Origin of the sequence: Dolichospermum lemmermannii CS-548 (assembly GCF_028330815.1) — a bacterium.
Taxonomy (GTDB): domain Bacteria; phylum Cyanobacteriota; class Cyanobacteriia; order Cyanobacteriales; family Nostocaceae; genus Dolichospermum; species Dolichospermum lemmermannii.
Genome location: NZ_JAQMTJ010000153.1, coordinates 1 through 23,999, shown reverse-complemented (window position 1 = coordinate 23,999; position 23,999 = coordinate 1). Strand labels below are relative to the sequence as shown.

At 37.2% G+C, this 23,999-nt stretch carries 17 protein-coding genes and 1 pseudogene; 15 read left to right on the top strand and 3 right to left on the bottom strand.

Features of this window, described 5'->3' with window-relative positions; translation table 11 throughout:
* Window positions 1-293: 293 nt before the first annotated feature.
* The 9 genes from PN450_RS10070 (at window position 294) to PN450_RS10030 (ending at window position 11,730) form a co-directional block, all read left to right on the top strand.
* On the top strand, window positions 294-1,544 hold the full coding sequence (locus PN450_RS10070; protein ID WP_271836183.1) for an ABC transporter substrate-binding protein: 1,251 nt from the start codon (window positions 294-296) through the stop codon (window positions 1,542-1,544).
* Window positions 1,545-1,650: 106 nt separating this feature from the next.
* On the top strand, window positions 1,651-2,553 hold the full coding sequence (locus PN450_RS10065; protein WP_271836182.1) for a carbohydrate ABC transporter permease: 903 nt from the start codon (window positions 1,651-1,653) through the stop codon (window positions 2,551-2,553).
* Window positions 2,550-3,386: a carbohydrate ABC transporter permease gene (locus tag PN450_RS10060; protein WP_271836181.1), complete on the top strand. Its 837-nt coding sequence runs from the start codon at window positions 2,550-2,552 to the stop codon at window positions 3,384-3,386. The genes PN450_RS10065 and PN450_RS10060 overlap by 4 nt, the downstream gene beginning before the upstream one ends.
* A gap of 642 nt (window positions 3,387-4,028) precedes the next feature.
* Window positions 4,029-5,411: a CmpA/NrtA family ABC transporter substrate-binding protein gene (locus tag PN450_RS10055; RefSeq protein ID WP_271836180.1), complete on the top strand. Its 1,383-nt coding sequence runs from the start codon at window positions 4,029-4,031 to the stop codon at window positions 5,409-5,411.
* A 119-nt stretch (window positions 5,412-5,530) separates the two neighbouring features.
* On the top strand, window positions 5,531-6,370 hold the full coding sequence (gene ntrB / locus PN450_RS10050) for a nitrate ABC transporter permease (protein ID WP_271836179.1): 840 nt from the start codon (window positions 5,531-5,533) through the stop codon (window positions 6,368-6,370).
* Between the two features lie 129 nt (window positions 6,371-6,499).
* Window positions 6,500-8,503, top strand: coding sequence for an ABC transporter ATP-binding/substrate-binding protein (locus tag PN450_RS10045; RefSeq protein ID WP_271836178.1), 2,004 nt, complete (start codon window positions 6,500-6,502; stop codon window positions 8,501-8,503).
* A gap of 72 nt (window positions 8,504-8,575) precedes the next feature.
* The gene (locus tag PN450_RS10040; protein WP_148765606.1) at window positions 8,576-9,418 is read left to right on the top strand and encodes a nitrate ABC transporter ATP-binding protein; all 843 of its coding nucleotides are present in this window, start codon (window positions 8,576-8,578) and stop codon (window positions 9,416-9,418) included.
* A 154-nt stretch (window positions 9,419-9,572) separates the two neighbouring features.
* The gene (locus tag PN450_RS10035; RefSeq protein WP_246862990.1) at window positions 9,573-10,679 is read left to right on the top strand and encodes a hypothetical protein; all 1,107 of its coding nucleotides are present in this window, start codon (window positions 9,573-9,575) and stop codon (window positions 10,677-10,679) included.
* 4 nt (window positions 10,680-10,683) lie between these two features.
* A complete protein-coding gene (locus PN450_RS10030) occupies window positions 10,684-11,730 on the top strand; it encodes a hypothetical protein (RefSeq protein WP_148765604.1) in 1,047 nt (348 codons plus the stop codon).
* A 93-nt stretch (window positions 11,731-11,823) separates the two neighbouring features.
* Here the strand turns inward: PN450_RS10030 and PN450_RS10025 are convergent, their stop codons facing one another.
* Complete coding sequence (locus PN450_RS10025) at window positions 11,824-12,957, bottom strand: SAM-dependent methyltransferase (RefSeq protein ID WP_168696652.1); 1,134 nt, start codon at window positions 12,955-12,957, stop codon at window positions 11,824-11,826.
* A gap of 414 nt (window positions 12,958-13,371) precedes the next feature.
* Here PN450_RS10025 and PN450_RS10020 point away from each other — a divergent pair, with 414 nt between their 5' ends.
* From PN450_RS10020 to PN450_RS09995, 6 genes and pseudogenes are all read left to right on the top strand, one after another.
* The gene (locus tag PN450_RS10020; RefSeq protein ID WP_271836177.1) at window positions 13,372-14,241 is read left to right on the top strand and encodes a lipid kinase; all 870 of its coding nucleotides are present in this window, start codon (window positions 13,372-13,374) and stop codon (window positions 14,239-14,241) included.
* Between the two features lie 286 nt (window positions 14,242-14,527).
* A complete protein-coding gene (locus PN450_RS10015; protein ID WP_168652828.1) occupies window positions 14,528-15,133 on the top strand; it encodes an exopolysaccharide biosynthesis protein in 606 nt (201 codons plus the stop codon).
* 251 nt (window positions 15,134-15,384) lie between these two features.
* A complete protein-coding gene (locus PN450_RS10010) occupies window positions 15,385-16,983 on the top strand; it encodes an Hsp70 family protein (RefSeq protein ID WP_271836176.1) in 1,599 nt (532 codons plus the stop codon).
* A gap of 142 nt (window positions 16,984-17,125) precedes the next feature.
* Window positions 17,126-18,259 (top strand): circadian clock protein LdpA, encoded by a 1,134-nt coding sequence (gene ldpA / locus PN450_RS10005; protein WP_271836175.1) that lies wholly within the window; start codon window positions 17,126-17,128, stop codon window positions 18,257-18,259.
* A 25-nt stretch (window positions 18,260-18,284) separates the two neighbouring features.
* Window positions 18,285-20,036 (top strand): R3H domain-containing nucleic acid-binding protein, encoded by a 1,752-nt coding sequence (locus PN450_RS10000; protein WP_271836174.1) that lies wholly within the window; start codon window positions 18,285-18,287, stop codon window positions 20,034-20,036.
* Window positions 20,037-20,095: 59 nt separating this feature from the next.
* Window positions 20,096-20,251 (top strand): annotated as a pseudogene (locus PN450_RS09995) (sensor histidine kinase); the annotation flags it as partial.
* A gap of 168 nt (window positions 20,252-20,419) precedes the next feature.
* On the opposite strand, the gene PN450_RS09990 reads toward PN450_RS09995, so the two are convergent.
* A complete protein-coding gene (locus PN450_RS09990) occupies window positions 20,420-21,793 on the bottom strand; it encodes a cobyrinate a,c-diamide synthase (protein ID WP_271836173.1) in 1,374 nt (457 codons plus the stop codon).
* Between the two features lie 160 nt (window positions 21,794-21,953).
* On the bottom strand, window positions 21,954-23,861 hold the full coding sequence (locus PN450_RS09985; protein ID WP_271836172.1) for a CheR family methyltransferase: 1,908 nt from the start codon (window positions 23,859-23,861) through the stop codon (window positions 21,954-21,956).
* Between the last annotated feature and the right edge of the window lie 138 nt (window positions 23,862-23,999).

Here is a 23,999-nt window from a genome sequence, read left to right as displayed (position 1 = left end):
GTAATTTCGGATTTTTGAATACCTGTGAGGATAATTTTGATACAAAATCGTCGAAATCTTAGGTGGCGATCGCTAATATCAAATCCCCAAACGACCATTTTTCGTTGTGTGACAGTTTAGGGTGCGGAAGGTGGGTTTTAAATCCCCTCGTCGCTTGCGGGGAGGTGGGGTTTTTGTATTTAAATCTGGTAGGTTGGTTTGAAGTTAGGAAACCCAACATTTACGGACTTTTGTTGGGTTGTCTCTTAACCGAACAGTATTGACATCAATTCTGAATTCATCTCAATTAAATTGTGAGAAAAAAGAGATTATTTAACTTTTTAGGATTGGTAATAATAATAGCGATCGCTATTATTAGTTATCACAATTGGCCATTACCAAAACCACCCCCATTCATTACCATTAAACTCAGCGGTTGGACAGGAAATCCTCTAGAACAAAGACTTTTAAAACAGGTAATTGAAGACTTTGAAAAGCAGCATCCCCAGATCAAAGTCAAATATGAAGCGATTTCTGATCAATATATGGATGTAATTAAAACCCGCTTAGTAGGAGAAGCTGCACCAGATGTATTTTATCTCGACGCACTAGAAGCCCCTTTATTAATGGGTCAGAATGTCCTAGAACCCCTTGATAAATACATTAAACCCAAATTTGACCTCACAGATATAGAACCCAATTTACTCAAGAATTTTACCTACCAAAATCGTATTTATGGTTTACCTAAAGACTATTCCACCTTAGCCCTATTTTATAACAAACAAGCATTTAATCAAGTGGGTTTAACCAGTCCTCCCACTACCTGGGAGCAACTCCGCAGCTATTCAAAACAATTAACAGGCAAACTCAATAAATATGGCTTTGGTGAAATTCCTGAATTAGCCCGTCAAGCATACAAAATTACAGCTTTTGGAGGGGAAATTATTGATAAAAATGGTTATGCTACCTTTGCAAATAATCCAGGATTACAAGGTTTAGAATTAGTAATTAACCAATATCAAAAAGATCGATCTTCCGCCCAAAAATCTGATGTCGGCACAAATTCCGGGAGTGAAATGTTTGGACAAAATAAAGTAGCAATGGTAATTGAAGGGAATTGGGCAATTCCCTATTTACAAGAAACCTTTCCCAAACTAGAATTTGCCACAGCAGAAATACCAGAAATTAATAATCAAAAATCCACAATGGTTTTTACTGTTGCTTATGTCATGAATAAACAAGCACCCCATAAAAAAGAAGCTTGGGAACTCATTTCTTTTCTAACAGGTAAAGAAGGCATGAAAAAATGGACAGGTAAAGGATTTGCATTACCAGCCCGTAAATCAGTGGCACAACAGTTAGGTTATGATCAAGACCCTCTGAGATCATCATTAGTAGCAGGAGTTAATTATGCGACACCCTGGCAATTAGGTAAAAATCCTGCCGCAATTATCAACAATTTTGATAATCAATTTATTAGTGTTTTACTAGGACAACAACCATTAAAACAGGCAATGTTAAAGGCACAAGATGCAGCAAACAAACAAATTAAGGCAGATATGTAGAGTTTAGCAGTCAGCAGTAAACCCCTTTAATTGCAAAGACCATACTCTAATTTTTCTATTCCTTTCTTCCTTGGCGACTTTGCGCCTCTGCGTGAGATATAAAAATGTGTTTCATTTACGAGAAAATCACTGTAATAGACAGATTCGAGAAAATTTTACAGCTTATTTATTCATAACTCCCAGTATTTTAGTTTTAGGCACATTTGTAATTTTGCCTATTCTCTATGCTGTATTTCTTTCCCTACACAAAGTACAAATGTTGGGAGGGATTAATTACCATTTTTTCGGTTTGGGTAATTTCCAAAGATTGCTAACAGATGAAAGAGTGGGAATTGCTTTGAAAAATACCGCAGAATATGTGGCTATTGTTGTTCCCACCCAAACTATTTTGGCTTTAGGTTTAGCTGTGACACTCAATTCTGGCATTCGCGGCAAAAATTGGTGGCGGATTCTTTACTTTTTACCAACAGTTACATCTTCAGTAGTTTTGACACTAATTTTTATGTGGATTTATAACACAAATGGACTATTAAACAATTTTTTGGCTTTTCTCAACCTGCCTATTTATAATTGGTTGGGAGATCCATCTGTTGCCCTGAAAGGGATTATGATCATGAATATTTGGTCAACAGCACCGTTTTTTATGGTGATTTATTTAGCAGCTTTACAGGATATTCCCCAAACTCTTTATGAAGCAGCAGAACTTGATGGTGCTAATAATTGGGAACAGTTTATTTATATTACTTTGCCTTTATTGCAACCTGTGACTTTCTTTGTCATGGCTATGGGAATAATTGGGACTTTTCAATTATTTGATCAGTCTTATATATTTTCTGGAGGGACAGGTGGACCAAATAACGCTACTCTCACCTTAGTCCTGCTGATTTATCAAACCGTATTTCGGAATTTACAAATGGGATATGGTGCAGCAATTGCCTTTTTACTAGCATTTGTAATTATTATCCTCACATTAATTCAGAGGCAATTTTTCGGAGGTTATAAAATTTGAATAAAATCTTTGGTAGTTTCTGGTTGAAAGTGCTGTTATATATCTTCCTCACAGTTTATGGAATTATTACCGTAATTCCTTTTCTCTGGGCATTTTCTGCATCATTTAAGCCTCTATCCGAGATTATTAGCGGTGAATTTAATTTTATCCCCAAACATTTTACTCTCGATAATTACAAACAAATATTTCTGCAAGAACCTTTATTTTGGCGGTGGTTATTTAATAGTGTGATTATTGGTGTTACTGTCACAATTTTAAACTTGCTATTTAACTCAATGGCAGGTTATGCCCTCGCAAGATTGCATTTTCGGGGTAAACAGTGCTGGTTTTTCCTAATTTTGACCGTGTTAGTAGTGCCAGCGCAAATTACCCTGATTCCCACATTTTTAATTTTAAAAGCCATCGGTTGGCTAAATTCCTACCCAGGGATGATTGTTCCGAGTATGGTCAATGCTACTTTCATTTTTATGATGCGGCAGTTTTTTGTCAATTTCCCTAGAGAACTAGAAGAAGCTGGACAATTGGATGGTTTAAATGCTTGGGGAATTTTTAGGTATATAGTTTTACCTTTAGCTAAACCAGCATTAGCCGCACAAGCGGTTTTTGTCTTTATGGGTAGTTGGAATAATTTTTTACTCCCTGTAATGATTCTCTTTGACCCAGAAATGTTTACTTTACCTTTAGGACTAAATACATTTAAAGGTCAATATATCAGCTATTGGAACTACATTATGGCAGCTTCAATGGTGTTTACTCTGCCAGGTTTAGCTATTTATGCTTTCTTTAACCGCTACTTAATTCAAGGTGTTACCTTTACCGGTGGTAAAGGCTGAAAATACAGCAGAATTCAAGAGACTGCACAGAATTATGCACTCCATTAATTCATCCCTTCCTATCTGCGTTTATCTGCGTTTATCTGCGTACCCTATGGCTTCGCCACGCAAGCTGCGGGAAGCAAGCTACACTGTATCAACCCTAATTTATAAAAAATGGTTATCATCAAATTCATCTATGAATGAAGACTTTATTCAATGGTTAACATCAAAATTATCTATTCATGTCCTTTTTCTGTAATTAACTAAACCCAAGATTACGGACACCATAGATTAGAAATAATCATTATCATTGATTAAACAATATATATTAGAAACTTTCCACAAAATTAAGCCCAAACTATAAGTTTTTACTTATGTATCCAATATAATATTTATTTAATAATTCGAGTTGAAAATTGATCACTTTGATCAGAAACACTGTAAACTAGATTTTACTAGCTGAGTGATGCCTCTTGTTCATACTAGGTTAAGAAACTAAACCATGTTTATCACAAAGTATACAAACTAACTTTTTTACATAAAAAGCTAATTTTGAATGCCTAGATATAACTAGGAATTTCAATAGTAAAGCAAAGAAATAAATTCTTTGTCTAAATTTTCATGTTTAAAAAATAAATTCTTTCACCAGGGAGATGTTTCATGTCTGAATTTTTTAACCAAATTTCTCGCCGTAAGTTCATCGTCACGGCTGGAGTTTCAGCCAGTGCAGTATTACTTAAAGGCTGTCTAGGAAACCCACCAGAAGCAGGTAAAACTGGTAGTACATCTACACAACTTGCTACACAACCAACAGCTAATATTAGTGATGCCCAAAAACCAGAAATCACAAAAGCCAAATTAGGATATATTCCCATTATTGAATCTGCACCTTTAATTATTGCTTTAGAAAAAGGATTTTTTGCTAAACATGGCATGAGTAATGTAGAACTTTCTAAACAAGCTTCTTGGGGTTCAGCAAGGGATAACGTAGAAATTGGTTCTGCTGGTGGTGGTATTGATGGTGGTCAATGGCAAATGCCAATGCCACACTTAATTACAGAGGGTAAAATTACCAAAGGTAATAAGCCCATTCCCATGTATGTTCTTGCCCAGTTAGTTACTCATGGTAATGCAATTGCGATCGCCAACAAACATCTAGGGAAAGGAATTAGTTTAAAACTTGATACGGCTAAACCCTTATTAGCCCAACTCAAAGCCTCCACACCATTTACCGCAGCGTTTACATTCCCCCACGTTAACCAAGACTTGTGGATTCGGTACTGGTTAGCAGCAAGTGGCATTGACCCAGATACAGATGTCAAATTATTAACAGTACCTGCGGCGCAAACTGTCGCCAACATGAAAACCGGGACAATGGACGCTTTCAGCACCGGCGACCCCTGGCCGTTCCGCCTTGTTAACGACAAAATCGGCTTCATGGCCGCCTTAACCGCCGAAATTTGGAAAAATCATCCAGAAGAATATTTTGCCATGAGAGGTGATTGGGTTGACCAAAATCCCAAAGCCACAAAAGCCTTATTAAAAGGTGTCATGGAAGCCCAACAATGGCTAGATAACTTTGATAACCGCAAAGAAGCCGCAGAAATTCTCGCCGCTAAAAAGTATTTTGGTTTATCTTCCCCAACAGTTTTAGCTGACCCATACCAAGGTAAATATGATATGGGAGATGGTCGGACAATTAATGATAAATCAATGGCTGCTTATTATTGGAAAGATAAAAAAGGTAGTGTTTCCTATCCTTACCAAAGTCATGATTTATGGTTCATCACCGAAAATGTGCGTTGGGGATTCTTACCCAAAGATTATATAGAAAATGGTGCAACCAAAGCCAAAGCATTAATCAAAAAAGTTAACCGCGAAGATATTTGGAAAGAAGCAGCTAAAGAATTGGGAATACCTGCTGCTGATATTCCCACCAGTACATCTCGTGGAGTTGAAGAATTTTTTGATGGAGTCAAATTCGACCCGGAGAAACCAGAAGAATATCTCAAGAGTTTGAAAATTAAAAAGGTCAGCGTTTAATAGGTAAATATATCTAAAAAGTAGAGATGTTCCCTAGAAAGTCTCTACACGGGTTTAAAAATGCAGATTTAATTTTCACAAAATACCCATTAATCATTCATAAATTAGAGGAAAAATCCATGACCATAGCCCAAAAACGTGCCACAAGTCCTAAATTAGAGAATAAATTTTTATCGGGTTTACAGAAACAAATTCCTGAACTTATTCCTCCAGCCATTGCGTTATTTATCTTTCTAGCCATTTGGCAAGTATTTTCTTGGACTCCAGGGGCAACATTACCAGGACCAATCCAAGTTATTCAAGACACTTGGATCTTGATTTTGTATCCCTTTTACGATAAAGGAGGCACTGATAAAGGGCTTTTTTGGCAAATCTGGGCTAGTCTCCAACGGGTTGCTATTAGCTATACACTAGCGGCAATTGTCGGTATTGCCTTGGGTGTTTTGATTGGTGTTAATAAAACCATGTCAAAAGCTTTAGATCCTTTGTTTCAGTTATTAAGAACAGTCCCTCCTTTAGCTTGGGTTCCTATTTCCTTAGCAGCATTACGCCAAAACGAACCAGCCGCATTATTCGTAATTTTCATTACCGCAATTTGGCCGATTCTCATTAATACTGCGGTGGGTGTCACTCAAATTCCTCAAGACTATAACAACGTTGCTAAAGTTCTCCAACTTTCTAAAAAAGAGTATTTCCTTAACATCTTAATTCCTTCAGCATTACCCTACATTTTCACAGGTTTAAGAATTGCGATTGGTTTAGCTTGGTTAGCGATTATTGCCGCAGAAATCGTGATGTCAGGTATTGTGGGAATTGGCTTTTTCATCTGGGACGCTTATCAAAATAATAACGTTAGTGAAGTTATTTTAGCTCTAGTTTATATCGGCGTTGTTGGTCTAATCCTAGATAAAATGATGGCTGCATTACAAAACTGGATTTTACCAAGTGAACAGAAATAGGGACTGGGGATTAGGGACTGGTGACTGGGAACTTTACTAATTACCAACTACCAATCACCAATCACCAATTACCAACTACCAACTACCAATCACCAATCACCAATCACCAATTACCAATTACCAAATAATATGTCTATATTTGTTGGCGTTGACCAAGTTGATAAAGTTTTTGAATTAACCGGTGGCGGTCAATATATCGCCCTCAAGGGTATTGATCTTCAAATTAAAAAAGGCGAATTTGTTTCTCTTATTGGTCACTCAGGTTGCGGAAAATCTACTCTTCTAAACATGATTGCTGGGTTAGATTTAGCCACAGAAGGTTTAGTCACTTTAGAAGGACAAAGAATTAAAAAACCTGGACCTGATAGAATGGTAGTATTTCAAAACTATTCGCTTTTACCTTGGCGAACAGTGAGAGAAAATATTGCCTTAGCAGTAGATTCCGTATTACATGGGATGCCCGCAGCGGAACGCAAAGCGATTATTGACAGACATATAGATATGGTCGGTTTACGCCCCCATGCTGATAAACAACCAGGGATGTTATCAGGTGGACAAAAACAACGGGTAGCGATCGCTCGTGCCTTGGCAATTCGTCCTAAACTATTACTATTAGATGAACCCTTCGGTGCTTTAGATGCCCTAACTCGCGGGAATTTGCAAGAACAATTAATGCAAATTTGTGAAGAGAATCAAGTTACCGCAGTCATGGTGACACACGACGTAGACGAAGCGGTTTTGTTATCTGACAGAATTGTCATGTTAACCAACGGACCAGAATCGAAAATTGGCGACATTTTAGAAGTAGATATTCCTCGTCCTCGCAAACGCATGGAAGTAGTAAAACATCCCAGTTACTACAGTTTGCGAAGTGAAATGATTTACTTCCTCAACCAACAAAAACGCATCAAGAAAATTCGGGCGAGAAAAACTGCTGCGGTGGTTCGTCATGGTTTAGAAAAAGTTAATTTAGAAATTGGCTTCTTACCCATTACAGCTTGCGCCCCCCTGGCGATTGCCAAAGAAAAAGGCTTTTTCATCAAACATGGTCTGGATGAGGTTAATTTAGTCCGAGAAAGCAGTTGGCGGGGAATTGTAGACGGGATGACAGGGGGATATTTAGATGCGGCACAAATGCCCTCAGGTATGCCCATGTGGTTAAGTTTAGGAGGAAATAAAAACCAACCTTTACCAGTTGTTACCGCCCTGACAATGACCCGCAATGGTAACGCCATCACCTTAGCCAAACGCTTTTATGATGAAGGTGTACATAGCTTATCTGACTTCAAAAATTATCTCCTAAAAACCCGCGAACAAACACACAGAATGGGAGTAGTTCATCCCGCATCCATGCACAACCTATTACTACGTTATTGGTTAGCAGCAGGAGGAATTGACCCCGACAGTGATGTGGTTATGAAAAATATCCCTCCTGCTCAAATGGTAGTAGATTTAAAAGGTGGAACTATTGACGGTTATTCTGTAGGTGAACCTTGGAATTATCGGGCAGCAGTTGAAGGTTCAGGCTTTACCATAGCCACAGATTTAGAAGTTTGGTTAGGACACCCTGGTAAAGTTCTAGGAGTACGAGAAGATTGGGCAGAAACTTATCCGAATACCCATATTGCCTTAACCAAAGCCTTATTAGAAGCTTGCCAATATTGTGCAGATCTTGCCAACGCCCAAGAAATTCGCCAAATTTTAGCAAGTCAGGAATATGTCAGCACAGATATTGAATATATCCAACTGGAAAACCCGAATAACGCTACCTGTGACTTAAATCATCCCATGCGGGAATATGCCCATCACCAATTTTATTCCGAGTCTGCCATTAATCGCCCCAGTCGGACCGAACAAATTTGGATTATGACTCAATTAGCGCGGTGGGGTGACACTCCCTTCCCCAGAAACTGGGTAGAAATCGTTGAAAGAGTTTGTCGAGTCCGCGTTTTCAGTACCGCAGCCAGAGAACTAGGCTTAGATATCAGTTACACCCGTCAACCCATTCAATTATTTGATGGTAAACCCTTCAACGCCGATGATCCAATTGCCTATCTTAACGACCTAAAAATCAAACGCGACTTCTCCATAGCCGAAGTCATTCTAGATGCCCCCAGAAGAACCGCAGCTTAAAAAAACCCTTTCTTCCTTTGCGTCTTTGCTCCTTTGCACCTTTGCGCGAAACCTCCTACCAATTACTAAACAATGCAAAACCGTAACTTGAAATCTACCAACACAGCTACAACCACAATCAGCCGTCAGCCTTTCCTAGAAATTAAAGACGTTTGCAAAGTTTATCCCACCAAAAATGGACCATTTACCGTTCTTGATGGTGTTAATCTCAACGTGGAGAAAGGTGAATTTCTTTGCGTTATCGGCCACTCTGGTTGCGGTAAATCAACTTTGTTAAACATGGTTTCTGGTTTTAACTTCCCCACAACTGGACAAGTTTTATTAGAAGGACAACCAATTACAAAACCAGGTCCAGATCGCATGGTAGTATTTCAAAACTATGCGTTATTACCTTGGATAACAGCTTTTGACAATATTTATTTAGCTGTAAATGCAGTTTATCCCACTAAGCCAGAAGCCGAAAAACGGGCTATTGTGAGAGATCATTTAGCAATGGTGGGTTTAGCTGATGCCATGGAAAAGAAACCCATGCAAATGTCTGGGGGAATGAGACAGCGGGTTTCTATTGCGCGGGCTTTAGCTATTCGTCCCAAAGTGTTGATTTTAGATGAACCTTTTGGGGCGTTGGACGCAATTACTAAGGAAGAATTACAAGAGGAATTGTTGAAAATTTGGAATGATAACCGTTGTACAGTTTTGATGATTACCCATGATATTGATGAGGCTTTATTTTTGGCTGATAAGTTGGTAATGATGACCAATGGACCTCATGCAAAAATTGGGGAAGTGATGGAAATTCCTTTTTCTCGTCCTAGAGATAGAGCGAGAATTATGGAAGATCCTCAATATTATCAATTGCGGAACTATGCGCTAGATTTCTTGTTTAACCGTTTCGCACATGATGATGTAGGTTAGAGAATTTTACTAAAAATATCATAATTTCTCGATATCCCCCCTTACTCGCCAATTCATCGGCAGGTAAGAGGGGATTATAGTTTTCCTGAATTATAATTAACATAACAGCAAGTATGGAGTGTATAATTCAGATATGTATATAAGCAGACAAAATATGGATCTATCTATGAAGTTCAAAATAATTGATATTCAAGAAGATACAAATCTTAATTGCTACTCTGTGCTTACAGTAGTGAGAATTCCTGATTTTATACAATTTATCAATGATATTCATGAACAAAAAGGCAACCTTGAAGAGCAGAGGGAAGTTTTAAAAATTAGGTCTGCTAAAATCATTCGTAATCAAATGGTGGAAGATTTGCAAAAAGGAGCAATTTTACCTCCTATAGTTTTAGGTTGTATGACTAATAGTGAGATCAATGAAGATAACTTTTTTACATTAATTGAAGAACAAAAACAAGATATCAGTATTTTAGATGGAATGCAAAGAATCCAAGCATTAAAAGAAGCTATAAAAGAAGATCATATTAATCATAATTTGAGAGTTGAATTTTGGCTTACTCAAGATGAATCAGCTTTATTATATAGAATGTTAATACTTAATTGTGGTCAAATTCGTTGGGAACTTGATAAACAATTAGAGGTAGTTTTTAAACCAATTCTCAAAAAATGGAGATATGATATTCCTCATTTAGATAATTTGATTGCTAAAAATTTATACAAACAGTCTGAAATTGTTCAACTATTTTTAGCATTTACTGCTAGAAGAATTAAAATTAAGACACAGGAACAATTAGCCGAATATCATGCTGCTTTAGACATTATGAGTTTAATTAGAGAAAAATCAGGAGCAACTATTGATAAATTTGAAGATATTTTTTCTATCATGATTGAAATTGATCACCTACTTTCAGAAATTGAAGATCGTTATATTTTTACTACTCACATTATAAGAGTTAGTTTTATCGTGGCTTGTGCAGAAAAAATATTTGGTTTACTAGGAAGCAATTTAGAAAAAGAACATGAAAGAGTAGAAGACAATTTTCAAGATACAATGATTAAATTAAATAAATTGCGAGATCAAATTAAATCTCAAAGCATCTATGAAAATCGTCAGTTTTTGGCTTTAGATATTTTGACAGAAAAGATACAATTTCTGCCCAAAATAAAACATGGTCAAGCTTTTTTAGATGCTTTTAAAGTAATTTTTTCTGAACCTGAAATTAACTCTTTTGCTGTGTGCTGGAATAAAATGTACTAAAAATATGAGCAGAACTATAAAAATACCAATTGCAAATGTTATAAACAAAATAAAATCTGTTATTCCTATACAAGAAAATTACACTATTTATGGTGATGAAACTTGTATAGATTGGTTAACATACCTTAAAATTGATAATAAAGTAAGGTTATTTCCTGATTTTTATAGTGCTTGGTTTACTTATCAAAATAATAATTATTTGGTATTAGTGAATCATGAATTTTTATCTAAAATTTCCAATTTTCTACAAGAAGAAACTCTTAACCCAGGTTCTTGGGTAGGCATTATTGATGAATTAGATTTATCTGTTAAAAAAGATACTGATATATCAAAATTAGAGGAAATTTTAGAAGGTGAGTGGAATATTAATAAAAAAGGATATAAAGAAGTCAATATAGAGGAAGAAATTAATGGAGTTAGCTTAAAAGATTACTTTCCAAGTATTGCTTTATATAAAATAATTAGCAGATTTTCTCAAAAAGAAGAATTAAGTCAAATTACAGGTATTGTATTAACCCAAAGCAATGGTTATTGCTTGTTACCATATAGTCCAGAAGTATTGCAAGAGTTTAAAAATATATTCGATAATGGAAACAAATATATTCCTTTTGAAAATATTTTGGCGAGTTATGTAGCTTCTGATTTTAAATTTGCTTATTTGGACTTGTATAGGTGCATCGAAAGATTACAACCTCTGTATTTTTTCAAGCCTTTTTATGATAAATTGGGATTGACGGGTAAATCTCTTGAAGAATTTTATAATGATTTTTTTGAAAATACAAAATTAGAACCTAGATTTCAAGATTCTTTTAAAAAGTTGCTGGAATCAATAAATATAGATTACCGATATGAATATCCTAACAAAAATAATGAACAAAATACTAGTCCTAGTAGTTATTTGAATAACCTGAGAAATCAAATAGTTCATTTACGTCCCAACCAAAAAAATGATTTATTACCCGAAACCGCTGATAATTGGAATATTTTAATATTAGATGTGCTAAGAATAGTTCAAAAACTTTATGAAGATAACCAAAACTTATTAAGTTAAATCACTGATAAATTTTCACCTGTAGGGGCGCAGGGTCTGCGCCCTCCATTATATTGCATCAAGCGTGATAACTACTATAACTAAAATCAAAGATTAGGCATGAACCATTAAATATTGGCCATTACCGTTGTATTCACCATTGCAACTGGCGAAATTAGCAACAAACCAAATTAAATAAAACCGCCAGATGCGGCGAAATTTGGCATAGTCCATCCCGTAGTCTAAATCTTTGACTATTGCCTGAGAATCATCAAAGTTTTTTAACCAACTAGCAAAAGTTCTAGAATAATTAGAGCCATTAATATACCATTGATCAATAGTTTTCAGGTCTTGATTATGGCTGGGAATCGCGTCATATTTCCAGTAACGACCATGAGGGAAAATGTATTTGTGAGTGAAAACACTGGAGATATTATTAGGGGTACGGACTGTAATAATGTGAATAAAAACCTTGCCGTTATCCTTGAGAAAAGATGCCAGCTTTTGAAAAGCCTTTGTTAAATTACCCACATGACAAAAAACGCCAATTGAGAGAATTTTGTCAAACTTTGTCTCAAATTGGGCATCGTTTATATCTCCTTCATAGAGAGTAAAACGACCGGAACTGAGGTAACTTTCAGGATCTTGCATTTTCTGACGCATATATTCACATTGGTTATGACTCAAGTTAATTCCTGTGAATTTGACATTGGGAAATTTGGCAAGAATATAATTTGCTACGCAGCCCCAACCACAGCCAAAATCTAAAATATGATCACCATCTTTTATTTCTAATTTGTCAATTACATCATCAATCATTTGCATTTGTGATTGTTCGAGATTTGCTGCTCCTTTTTCCCACAATCCCATGCTATATTTGGGATAAATAAGTTTTCCCTCACCTAACATGAGATTCAACATAGCTTGAGGCAAATCGTACTGAATCTTCATTAAATCCCGCGCACCTTCGGCGGTATTGTCTGTTTCTGTTAATACCCATTCGTAGGGGACAAGCAGGGATGGAAAATACTTAAAAAAGACAGGCATACAACTATCAAAAAGCGATCGCAACACAGCATCCGGTACTTCTAATCCGTTGATATAAGACTCGGCTATTGCCATTTGGACTGCGTTAATTGTACTAACTGCAAGACGGGTTGCTTTGTAAGCAATGGGACTTTTAGTATGTACATCTCCCACTATGGGAAGATGTTTTTCCATATTTTGTAAAATTGGTGATGAACTCATGTTTATATTGGGTTTGAAAGATGCCGCTATTTTATATCAATAAAACCAAGTCAAAATAATATTAAAGAATAGATATTTCTTTGGATAGATAGAATGAAAAAAAGAGGAATAATAAGTATATATATATATTCACTACGGCTGATAATTAAGTAAGTCAACACAATAAAACCAAACTGTGTAAAGAAATGTAAAATAGCTGAAAACTTCTTCTAACATACCTCTAAGATATAAGGTTGTGTTGCGCTGTCGCTTAACCCAACAAAGCAAAAAATGGACAAGGTATTGATGCTAAAACCATATTACTGTATTCTGTTCTATGACAAGTTATGTTTCAACCTTCTGATCATCTGCCGCTGATATTCTCAGAAAATAGATGTAGATAATTCGATATATAAACTACAAAAGGTGGACGCAATGAGTCTTCGCGCACTACTGTTAATAAATAGTAATTCTCGTCAAGGGCAAGAACGTTACCAAGAAGCAATAAATTGTTTAAATAAATTGGGTTTGGAAATAATTACAGAATCTACAGAACATCCAACTCAACTAGGGACTGTGATTCGGCGTTACCAACAGCAAATAGATTTGGTAATTGTCGGTGGTGGTGATGGTACACTTAATGCTACTATAGAGGCGATAATTGAGACTCAATTACCTTTGGGTATTTTACCATTAGGAACTGCTAACGACTTAGCCAGGACTTTAGCAATTCCCAACTCTTTACCGGAAGCGTGTCAAATTATTGCCTCTGGAAAGTTGCGAAGAATTGATTTAGGTTCTGTAAATGGGAAATATTTTTTTAATGTTGCTAGTCTGGGTTTAAGTGTAAAAATTACTCAACAATTAACTAAAGAAATTAAACGGCGTTGGGGTATATTTGCCTATGCAGCAATTGCATTTCAAGTAGTTTGGAAATCTCGCCCTTTTAGTGCAGAAATTCGTGTGAATAACGAATCAATTCATGTGAAAACTGTGCAAATTGCTGTGGGTAATGGTCGCTATTATGGTGGTGGTATGGCTGTAGTTCACGACGCAGCGATAGACGATCAAAGACTGGATCTTTATAGTTTAGAAATCGATCATTGGTGGCAAATTCTTCCCCTACTTCCGGCTATGCGTCAAGGTAGACATATTGATTGGCCGAACGTCCGCGCCCTTGAAGGTCAGGAATTTACAATATATACTAGAAAACCCCATTCTATTAACACAGATGGAGAAATTACAACCCATACTCCTGCTGTGTTTCGGGTGATTCCTCAAGCGATCGCAGTTTTAGCCCTATGACTATCATCTTAAACTATGATTTACCTGATTGATATGATTTATTTGATGGGATATGTAATTAAACAGGAGATGGTCAGTAAAGGAGGTAAAAAATGAAAATTAAACTATGATTTACCTGATTGATATGATTTATTTGATGGGATATGTAATTAAACAGGAGATGGTCAGTAAAGGAGGTAAAAAATGAAAATTAAACTCCTATCTGTCAACAAGGAAGCATCCAGCGGTTTTCACTCCTGAATTTTGCTGTATCATAAGAATCAGAAAAATCATTAAAATCATAGTTATGAATTTGCGCTTTTCTCAAGAAATTAAATCCCTTCTAGAACGTTTAAGTGAACAGCCACTAACTTTAGGTGATATCCTAGCGGAAACTTCCGAACGGGGTTTTAGCTTAGTAATCACATTACTAGTATTACCTTTTCTATTTCCCATGCCTCCAGGCTTAACCAGTCCTTTAGGTGGTGCTTGTTTATTATTATCATTGCAAATGGTTTTAGGGAGGAGAACACCTTGGCTACCCAAAAAAATCGCTAACTATAAATTTCCCAACGCCTTCGCTAAAATCATCTTACAAAATCTGCGTCGCGTGACTAGGGTATTAGAAAAAATTGCCCGTCCCCGACTACAAAAAGTCGCCAATCATCCTTTAATTTGGCGATTTAACGGGCTGTGCATCTCTTGGTTAACAATATTACTAATTTCCCCAATTCCCTTTACCAATCCCATTCCGACTGTGGGGATTTTACTTTTGGCAGTTGCTACTATTGAATCTGATGGTTTATTAATGTGTATTAGTTATGTCGCTACTCTCTTGATTACTATGCTATTTGGTTTTATTGGTTATGCGTTATGGTTAGCCCCCAACTTACTGCCTGCTATGTTCAAATAAAATTTTTGGCATTCCTGATCAAAATTTGTTAAGATATAAATCCCAAAGAAAAAAACCCTTAGCCACAAGCCAAGGGTAATGGTTTAATTAAGGTGCATCTACTATTTGAGTATCCACTGCTGATTCTGTTATGTCCGGATAACTTTCAATTTTGTATTCTCGTTCTTTCGAGAAAGTATGTTTTGTCACCAACTATAAAAAACTTAATATCCAATATGTTAGATATTTATTTAGTTAAATAATCAAAGAATATGGCGATCGCGATTGATTTTGGTACAAGTAACACAGTTATCACTCGTTGGAATTCTGTCACCCAACAAGCAGAAACCCTGAATCTACCTGGGTTATCCAGCCAACAATATCTTAATCCGCCACTAATTCCCAGTTTAGTTTATGTAGAAAATGCCAGCCTTGGTAAAATTATAGCTGGACAACAGGTACGCGATCGCGGTTTGGATCTGAAAACCGACACCAGATTCTTCCGGAACTTTAAACGGGGAATTGGTGCAGATATCCAGGGTTTTTTACCGGAACTTGATGGACAAAACATTAGCTTTGAACAAATAGGAACATGGTTTTTAAGCAAAGTAATTGCAGAATTAGCACCTTTAGAAGGGGGAATAGATTCCTTGGTTTTAACCGTACCAGTAGATAGTTTTGAAGCCTATCGTCACTGGTTAGGGAAAGTTTGTCAATCATTAGCCGTCGAACAGGTGCGGATGTTGGATGAACCCACTGCTGCGGCTTTGGGGTATGGTTTAACAGATCAAGGAACTCTCTTAGTCGTTGACTTTGGTGGTGGAACTTTAGATTTATCTTTAGTGAGTTTAGATCAAGGTACACAAGCCAAGACTAAACCTCTAGGATTTCTTCTCAAATGGGGTGATAAAAATCTGGGTGAAAATTCTCAACAAAAGACTAAAACAGCCCGTGTATTAGCAAAAGCAGGGCAAAATCTAGGCGGAACTGATATTGATAATTGGATAGTAGATTACTTTGCTAAAACCCAAGGATTGCCAGTTAGTTCTCTCACAGCGCGACTAGCGGAACAGTTGAAAATTCAGCTATCTCACCAAGATAAAGCTAGTGAAGTTTATTTTCATGATCAAACTTTTGAAAGTTATGAAATGGATCTTGATCGTTACACCTTTGAAAATATTTTGCAGGAAAACGGATTTTTTGATAAACTGCATGATGTAATGATGACGCTATTACAGCAAGCGCGACGCTACGGTATAGAAATTGATGATATTAATGCAGTATTATTAGTTGGGGGAACTGTACAGTTGCCCGTAGTGCAAGCATGGATAGAACAATATTTTGAACCAGAAAAAATCTGTCGTCAATTGCCTTTTGAAGCAATCGCTCAAGGGGCGTTACAAATAACTCAAGGGATAGAAATTAAAGACTATCTTTATCATAGTTACGGTGTGCGTTATTGGGATCGCCGCAATCAACGTCATAGTTGGCATCCAATTATTAAAACTGGACAACCTTACCCCATGACTCAACCCGTAGAATTAGTTTTGGGTGCTTCTGTGGAAAATCAACCCAGCATTGAGTTAATTATTGGGGAATTGGGCGCCCAAACAGGTGGAACAGAGATATACTTTGAGGGCGACCGCTTAATTACTCGTCAGCTTGATCATGGTGCAACTACTGTTAAGCCTCTCAATGATACAGTAAATGCCAGTAAAATTGCCAAACTTAAACCTCCAGGATTTCCGGGAAGCGATCGCATTAAAATCTATTTTCAAGTTGATGAACAACGGTTTTTAAGAATTACTGTTGAGGACTTATTAACAAATAACATCCTATTAGAAAATCAACTTGTAGCCAAATTAATTTAATCCAGATTTTCCGCCAATAAATCAAACAAGAGAGGCTTTATAGTAGTATAAAAATTTACTAATAAAAAACTAGTAACAAAAAAATCTAAATTTTCCTGATCACAGGCTGCTATTTTCAGTCGAATAAACGCATAATGGAAATGTGACTGATTTATTAGCCCCTTTACAATCCCTACAACAGGGTAACTGGTTCAAATTAATTTGCGGAGCCAGTTACCAACATCTTCCTGCGGTCAGAAACTTAACATTAGCCTACACCTTGGCTGGTGCTGACTGTATAGATGTAGCAGCAGATCCGGCAGTCATTGCCGCCACCCAAGAAGCTTTACTGGTAGCCCAAAGCTTGAGATATAATGCCCAAAAGCGAGGCTTTGCCTTTACAGGTAATTTGCCCTTGTTGATGGTCAGTCTCAATGATGGCGAAGATCCCCATTTTAGAAAAGCTGAGTTTAATTCTCAAGACTGTCCCCGCGATTGTTCCAGACCATGTGAAAAAATTTGTCCAGCCCAAGCAATTTTATTTAACAATACCAAAGATGATTTTTCTGGAGTAATCGCTGAAAAATGTTATGGCTGTGGCCGTTGCATTCCTATCTGTCCTTATGGTACAATTTATACAAAATCTTATGAGTCAACGCCAGGGGAGATCGTACCATTGATCATGTCAACGGGAATAGCAGCCGTAGAAATTCATACTCAAGTGGGGCGGTTGGCAGAATTCCAACGGTTATGGAACGCGATGACACCTTGGGCAGATCAATTAAAGTTAGTAGCCATCAGTTGTAACGATGGAGAAGGTCTAATTAATTACCTAAAAGCTATTTATGATTTAATTATCCCCCGTCCCCAGTTTTTAATTTGGCAAACTGATGGACGTTCAATGAGTGGTGATATTGGTGATGGTACAACCATAGCCACAGTGAAATTGGGGCAAAAAGTTTTGGCAGCAAACCTACCGGGATATGTGCAGTTAGCAGGCGGCACTAATAGCTACACCGTCCCTAAATTAAGGGGAATGGGATTGCTGAAAGAGGCAGGGGGGAAAGAGTCCCCAGCTTTTATCTCTGGGGTTGCCTATGGTAGTTACGCCCGTGTATTGCTGTCACCCATTCTTGACCAGTTAGAAAAAAAGGAGGTGATTAACACTGATAGTCAAGGCAATATTCGCCTGGAATCAGAACCGGAATTACTATGGGAGGCTGTAAGGCTTGCCCATACTCTCGTTTCCCAGATTAAGTCTGAGCAGTCGCGCTCATCGCTCCAAGCATATCTCTAAAAACGTCAAGTCACCAATAGAAAGCATGACGATTACAGAAGATCTCCAAAAGTTGTTAGACATTTTGCCCCAAGACCTTCAAGAAAAACTAGAGCATCATCCTAATGGAGATAATTTAGTTGAAGTGGTTTTGGATTTAGGCCGTCGTCCAGAAGCTCGGTTTCCCCATGTAGCTGAGTATTTGAGCGAAACACCAGTCACTCAAGCACAGATAGATGATTGCATTCAACGAGTGGGAAATTTTGGGGGGGATAATCGGGCAGGAATTGAGCAAACTTTGCATCGGATCAGTGCTATCCGTAACCGTAGCGGTAAGATTATTGGCTTAACTTGTCGGGTCGGCAGGGCGGTATTCGGAACAATTGCCATGATCCGCGATTTGGTGGAAACTGGTCAATCAATTCTCATGCTAGGTCGTCCGGGTGTTGGTAAAACCACGGCTTTAAGGGAAATTGCCCGTGTGTTGGCAGATGACTTAAATAAGCGAGTGGTCATTATTGACACATCTAACGAAATTGCTGGGGATGGTGATGTTGCTCACCCCGCCATTGGTCGGGCGAGACGGATGCAAGTTTCTAAACCAGAGTTACAACATCAGGTGATGATTGAGGCTGTGGAAAACCATATGCCAGAAGTGATTGTCATTGATGAAATTGGCACGGAATTGGAAGCTTTAGCAGCCCGAACCATTGCCGAACGGGGGGTGCAATTGGTAGGAACTGCCCACGGTAATCAGATTGAAAACCTGATTAAAAATCCCACTCTGTCTGATTTGGTGGGGGGGATTCAGGCTGTGACTCTAGGAGATGATGAAGCTAGACGGCGTGGTTCGCAAAAGACAGTTTTGGAACGCAAAGCGCCACCTACTTTTGAGATTGCTGTGGAGATGCTGGAACGGCAACGCTGGGTAGTTCATGAATGTGTGGCGGATACGGTTGATACTTTGTTACGTGGTCGTCAACCGACTCCACAAACGAGAACTGTTGATGACAATGGCAAGGTTGGCGTTGTTAGACAGTTGGCTGTGGTCAATGGTGGCAATAGCAATGGTAATGGCAATGGACACATTGCTAATGTGGAGGAATCTTTCCTCTCTGCTCAACCTAATGGTTGGCGTTCTTCTGGACAAATGGTGGCTTTACCACCTTTATCTTTAGATCGGGAAAGACCGACGGGACGCAGTGAATTTGACCGTTTGTTGGATGAATCTTTCAATTACTCGGAAAGTTTTGATTTTGCCAGCCGCAAACAAGCAGGTCCCAATGGGGAAGATTTACCATTGCACATTTACCCCTATGGGGTGAGTCGTCACCAATTGGAACAGGTGATTAATGTGTTAACTTTGCCAGTGATATTGACCAAGGACTTGGATAGTGCTGATGCTATTCTGGCTTTGCGATCGCACGTCAAGAATCACGCTAAGTTAAGACAAATGGCTAAGGCTCGTCATGTACCCATTCATGTGATCAAGTCTAGTACAATTCCCCAAATTACTCGCAGTCTCCGCCGCTTACTGAATATTGATGATCCAGATATTGGCGATGACCGAGAGTTACAACTGTTATTACACAACGGTGGTGATGATGAAATGGACGCTTTGGAGGAGGCGAGGCTTGCTGTGGAGCAGATTGTCATCCCTAAAGGTCAGCCTGTGGAGTTATTACCCCGTTCTTCCCAAGTGCGGAAAATGCAGCATGAGTTGGTGGAACATTATCGTCTCAAATCCGATAGTTTTGGTGATGAACCTAATCGGCGGTTAAGAATTTACCCGGCGTAGGTTGTTGATAATTTTCCCCTGAAAGGATTGTTTTTACATCTTTTCAGGGGATTTGGACATTTTACCGCTGTAGTAATGTTGGTAATATTTCTGGAACTGGACTAGGTTTAGCAATTGTGAAAAAATCAGTGGAAGCACATGGAGGAGAAATTACTTTTGCAAGTGAAGTTAATGTAGGAACAACTTTTAATGTTGTTATTCCTTTAATGAAATAATAAGATTAAGATCCCCGACTTCTAACATGAATCTACAATTTAGTTATAAGATAAAAAAGAAGTCGGGGATCTAAATTGGGGATCATAAGATTAAGATCCCCGACTTCTAACATGAATCTACAATTTAGTTATAAGATAAAAAAGAAGTCGGGGATCTAAATTGGGGATCTAAATTTGTTGATTTTTTAAACATTCCTGGATAAATCTTTGAGGTATTTCTCTACTTTCTCCCCAATGTTGATGAATATAGGAAGCATGAACATTAGGTAAATACCAACCTTCAAAACCTGTATTTTCATCACAATCATAGCGATAGGTATTAAATAATGGTTGGGGAGAATTAGTGATTAAATGAGAACGATGAAATTCATGGCCAAAAATATGTTTATTGCTATCAAGTAAAAAAGTATTTTCTAAAATTACCGCGCGACGATATCCTAATGTTAATCTTTTATCCATTTGTGCATGAGTGGGTAATATTCCCACCATTGGCCAGGAGTTACCGTCAAAGTCAATAATTTGCTCACACAAATACATCAATCCTCCACATTCAGCAATTGTGGGTATTCCTGCTGAAATTGAATTTTTGACTGCTTGAATTAGGCTAATATTTGCAGCTAATTGTGGTGCAAATACTTCAGGAAATCCACCACCAAAATACATTCCTTGGATATCTTTTGGTAATTGAGAATCATTTAATGGACTCCAAAATACTAATTCTGCTCCTAATTGTTCTAGTAAATCTAAGTTATCTTGATAATAAAAATTAAAAGCTTGATCTCGCGCTACGGCAATTTTTACTGAGGAATTGGTAATTGGTAATTGAGAATTGGGAATTGGGGAAGATGATGATTTTAAAAGTGGTAGAAGTTTGTCCCAATCAAAGTAAGTATCACCTATATCTGCTAAACTATTAATTATCTGATCTAATTCTGGTAATTCTGAAGTGGGAATTAAACCCAGATGACGGTCAGGAATGGTAATGTTATCTTGTCTTCTTAAAACACCAAGTATGGGTAATTGTAAAGGTGCAAGGGAAGTTTTTAATAATGATAAATGTCGATCACTTCCCACCCGATTTAATACCAAACCAGCAACTTTAATTCTACTATCTAAAGAACAATAACCGTGTGCAATTGCGGCTACTGAACCCGATAAGCGACTACAATCTATTACTAAGATGATGGGAATATCTAATAATCTGGCAACGTGCGCTGTACTCGCAAAGTCTGTTTTTCCATTTGTATTTGCTAACTGACCAATACCATCAAATAAACCCATTACACCTTCAACTAAAGTATATTCACTTTGCGGAGAATGATGGTTAAAGCATTTTTGAATATAATTTTCTGAAGTTAGTACAGCATCTAAATTTCGACAAGGAAGACCAGTTACATATTGATGAAACATAGGATCAATATAATCGGGTCCGACTTTAAAAGATTGTACTTTCACACCACGACGACGTAAAGATGCTAATAGGGTAAGTGTAACTGTTGTTTTCCCGACTCCACTCCGTTCTCCAGCAATAATTATAGACATAGATTAGTAAGTAAAAATTAAATAACCCCTCCCTAACCCTCCCCTTGCTAAGGGGAGGGAACCGGATTTTCTAGTTTCCCCCCTTAGTAAGGGGGGATTAAGGGGGGTATTTGTGATTTTGTGTAAACTATAGCAGCTTTAATATTACCAAGAATCGTGACTAAATATTCTCTGATCCTTCCCGTTCTCTTTCTTCAATTTTTGTTGGAGAAATCATACTGTTGATTTTTTCAATATCTGTCATCATGATAATAACACCTTTTACTGTTTCATTCATTAGGGGACTACAGGCAATATAACATTGGATTTGTCTGCCGCGACGATTAGTGCTATTAAGGAGTATTTCCTGGAATTTCTTTTTACCGGACATAATATCACGAATTGGATTTCGTAATTTTTCTACAGGTAAACCAATATCCAAGCTAAACCAAGATTTATGAACTACTTCCTCACTGTGTAAACCCCACATATCTTCAACTGTATGATTCCAAATTAAAATATTCAAGTTATTATCTAAGACTACCATTCCCATTTGCAGACAGCCTAAAATAGAAGAAAGAAAAATATTACTTTGGTCAAGTTCACTGGTGCGGTCGCTTAATTCATGATTAATTGTTTGTAACTCCTCATTAGCCGATTGCAGTTCTTCATTCATTGTCTCCATTTCTTGATTTGTTGATTGCAATTCTTCATTGGTTGTTTCTAATTCTTCATTGGTAGATTGTAATTCTTCATTGGTTGTTTCTAGCTCTTCATTAGTTGATTGCAATTCTTCATTGGTTGTTTCTAGTTCCTGTCGAGAACGTTGTAATGCTGTTTGGAGTTTCAGATAACGGGTGACATCATTAAAGGTAACTGTTACACCCAGAATAATTTGATTATGATCTTGTAAAGGAATCACCCGCACATCTAAATTTTGAATTTCTGAATTAGACTGATAACGTTCAACATTTGTGAGTATAATCGGATGATGTTCATTATATACTTGCTCAATTACTGAGCGTAATTCCACAGGTCTATAGGATAATTCTAAATCCTGAAAAGGGCGATTTAAATCCTTTATTGTCAGACCAAATAAATTACGAGCTTGTTCATTAATCATAATTAATATGCCATTATTATCTACTACAACTTGGGCGCTAGATGCTGTATCAAAAGCCAAATCTCTAATGCGTATTTCTTGAGAAAAATTACTAGTTGATCCTTGATTTTCTAAATTGTTCATAACTAGTTGACGACTGCGGAGGTTTCCTAAAGCTACTTTTTCAAATACACGGTCTTTTAAATCTATAGGGATAAATAAATTAGAGTGCATAACTAGCATTTCTGCTTTTCCTAAAAACAGATAGCCATGATCATTAAGAGCAAAATGAAAGCGATTGATAATCTTTCCTTGGGTTTCCGAATTAAAATACATTAAGGTATTGCGACAAATCAATAAATCTAACCGAGAAATCGGTGCATCTTGAAGTAAATCATGACGACCAAAAATTACACAACGACGCAAATCTTGGCGAAAAACATAATTTTTATTGACTATATCAAAATATTTATCGCGTAATTCTAACGGGACTTCATCAATATTTTTGGTTGAATAACTAGCTTGACGAGCTTGAACGAGAGCTTCTTCATCTACATCTGTTGCGTAGATTTTTACCCGATTACGAAACTTTTCTATTCCCAATATTTCCGCTATTACTATTGCTAAAGTGTAAGCTTCTTGCCCAGAAGCACAACCAGCACTCCAAAATCGAATCTGTTGATCTGGTTGTTTATTTTTGATGATATTAGGAATAACTTCTTTGGCTAAATATTCCCACGCTGAAGCATCTCTAAAAAAAGCGGTGACGTTAATTAAAATAGTATTAAATAAATTTTTAAACTCATCTGGATGAACTTCTAAATAATCTTGATAATTGCCAAAAGTATCTATATTTAAAGTCTCCATTTCTTTCGTAACACGGCGCATTAAAGTTGAACGTTTATAACCTGTGAAATCAAAGCCTCGGTTGATTCGTAAATATTCGAGGAGGTTTTCAAAATCAGGGTCTTTCTGTGGGACATTCATAAAATAAATCAGGATTTTGCTAAGAGGTTGTTTGAAAAGTATTATATGAAACCCATAATCTCCAAAAACCTAACCCCCCTTCCCTACAAGGGAATGGGGGTTTTAAAGCCTCTCCCCTGGTAGGGGAGAGGTTTGGAG